This is a genomic window from Roseobacter sp. HKCCD6576-2, from assembly GCF_013179285.1.
Taxonomy (GTDB): Bacteria; Pseudomonadota; Alphaproteobacteria; order Rhodobacterales; family Rhodobacteraceae; genus Rhodophyticola; species Rhodophyticola oceani.
The window spans coordinates 1-2,980 of the sequence record NZ_WVNW01000042.1; the positions used below are offsets into that span (position 1 = coordinate 1).

The window sequence follows — 2,980 nt, forward strand, 5'->3', positions numbered from 1 at the left end:
TCATCGGTTCATCGGTTCATCGGTTCATCGGTTCATCGGTTCATCGGTTCATCGGGCCGCCACTGCGCCTTGGCGCACACCGCAGCGCTGACCGGTTACATCATTCTGACAGCCTAACACCCGGCCGCAAGTCGGCCATCGCGCGTGGATCAATTGGCGATCTGATCAGGGCTTCTGGATTGGATGGCTTTACGCGGTTGTCCCCGGCCGCCATGATGGCGGTTACCGGTGCGAGATCAGTTGCAACTCCCTTAAACTTTTTACGGCGATCAGAACGGACGGCGCGAAAGCAACGTGGCCGACCGCCAACTGTGGGTCGCTTCCGGTTGAGGCTCACACAACGCCTCTGGCCGATGCCGCTGCCAAGTCCTGCATTTCTGCCACCCCACTGACCGCCTGACGGGCAGGGCCTTGCCCCGATTGTGCTCAAGTCCCTCACAGGAGAGTTTCACAATGAGAAGCCAGTCCTCAGACACCCAGCCCGCCCTTCGCCCGCTTAACGTCTCTGTTCGAGGTGGCCGCTTGACCAAGATCAAGGGCCGGGTAGCGGGCATTGCGCCTGGGCTTTCGGTCGTGGCAACTGCTGCGGTGACGCTTGCGGGTGGCGCGGACCAAGCGGCGGCTCAAGCACTCAATGCGTGCGGGCCAGACGCACCCGGTCAAGACACCGCCACATGTGACGCTCCCACTGACCCTGGCACGAACCCCTATGCTGATGGCATCACCTATAACAATTCTGATGGGCTCACTCTGATCCTTAACGAAGATGACATCACGGTGCGCGGCTCTGGGGCGCGGGTGGTGGGGTCGACGTCAGGCGAGGGTGATATTTCTATGCACTTGCAGAACGGCAAAGTCATCACGGATGGGTCAGCTGCGTTCGCGCCCGGTCTTTTTGCGCAGATCAAGAACGAGGAGAGTACAGCCTCCGTGACGGCGCAAGTGGGCAAAGGAGGGGAGGTCAATACGGTTGGCCTCCATCACTATGGAGTTTTGGTGAGCAACAGCGGTCTTGGCGCTGCGACGGCGGAAATGGACGGCGACGCGGTTACCACGCATGGGGCAAATACTCATGCGCTTTTTGCGGAGATCGAGAACGAGGAGAGCACAGCCACGGCGACGGCGCGTCTGATCAAAGGGGAGATCACGACGACAGGCGGGACAGAGGCAGCCCCAGGGGTATTCGGTCTCGGGGCTCATGGACTTTTTGCGCAAACCGCTGGCGATGGGGCTGCGCTTGCTCAGATGGATGGCGGCGCCATCACCACGAGTGGTGCATCGGCGCGCGGGCTCTATGCGGAGACCAGGGCTGGTGAGAGTACAGCCACGGTGACGGCGCGTCTGACCAAAGGGGATATCAGTACAGGAGGGCGCGGGGCCGATGGGCTCCATGCGCTCACCTTGGGTACCGGGGCTGCGCTTGCTCAGATGGATGGCGGTACCATCACCACGAGTGGCGCATCGGCGCGCGGGCTTGAGGCGTGGATCTTCAACAGTGATAGCTCCGCCACGGTGACGGCGCGTATGACCAAAGGGGATATCAATACAGGAGGGGGCGAGGCCTATGGGCTTGATGCGAGCACCTTTGGCACTGGGGCTGCGCTTGCTCAGATGGAGGGAGGGACAGTCACCACGCTCGGAGAGGATGCCTACGGCCTGTTTGCGTTGTCGCGTGGTGGTCAGGCAAAGGCCATCCTTGGCACGGACGCCACTGTCAGGGTTTACGGAGCGGATGCAGACGGGATCCGCGCTGGGGGTGCAACAGGCTTTGACGTGGATGTTGCCGGGGAGGTGACAGGCGGCGCTGGCAACGGCGCAGCGATCCGAGCGTTCTTCCTCCTCGGCTCGCCGCCGCCATCCGACGCCAGTGGGACAATTGATATCGCCAGCACGGGCAAGGTGACGGCGGGATTGTCTGGCTATGCGATACAGGTCGACGGGTCTGGCGCTGCGGTCATCACCTCGGCAGGGACCATCGAAGGGGATATTCGTCTTGGGGCGGGCAACGACATCCTGACCCTGGCAGGTGGCAGTTTCACCGGGAATCTTTATGTCGGTGACGGCGATGATACCGTCACGATTTCCGCCACCACCGTGTATGACAGTTCCAAGATTCTGGACGGCGGCGCGGGCGATGATCGGCTGACGCTGCATGGCCAGACCCTGACCACTATGGAGAACCTCCGCAACTGGGAGCATCTGACGCTGGCGGAGACGGAGCTGAGCCTGGAAGGGGTTGGCACACTGGAGGCGGGCCTGTCCATCGAGGCGGGGTCTGAGTTCCGCGTGACGGGCGGGGGCCGGGGCGCCCCCACCGGGGCTCCCAGTGCAGGTCACGTGGCCAGCGCGTCTGGTGAGGGGATGACCATCAGAGGGGATGTGATCAATGCGGGCGCCGTGACCTTGAGCGTTCAGGACGGGAAGACGGGGGATGTGATCACCATTGACGGGGATTACACCAACACCGGATCGGGGAAGAGCGCGTTTGTCCTGGATACGGTTTTGGAGGGCGCCGGTTTTGCCACCGACAGGCTTGTGATCACCGGCGATACGTCTGGCGAGATTGGGCTATCGCTTGCGGGCCTGGACAGCGCGGGTGCTGAGGTCACAGAGCTGGAGATCGACGTGGTGTCAGTTGGCGGAGCGTCCAACGGGACGTTCCGCCTTATGGATGGCAACTATGTCACGTCAGACGGGGAGCATGCGGTGATTGCGGGGGCATATCTCTACAGGCTGGCCGAGACGGCCGACGGTTGGGCGTTGAGCGCGCTTTCAAGCACCGGTGAGGTACACTATGGACCGTCAGCGCCGATCCATGACAGCTATGGCGCGTCGCTGCTGGCCTTCAATGCGCCCTCTGCGCTGCGCGGGCGGGGCAGCTCGCAGGACTTCCGGACCCTGGCCTGGGGCGGCGCAGGTGCTGATGCGGCCGGCCAGGACACGGGCGCGCCGCTGTGGATCCAGATGGGCACGGAGCAGC

The 2,980-nt window shown here is 63.0% G+C and carries 1 pseudogene; it reads left to right on the forward strand.

What is annotated here, in order from left to right:
* Positions 1–453 precede the first annotated feature (453 nt).
* A pseudogene (locus GTF44_RS21780) lies at positions 454–2,980 on the forward strand (hypothetical protein); the annotation flags it as partial.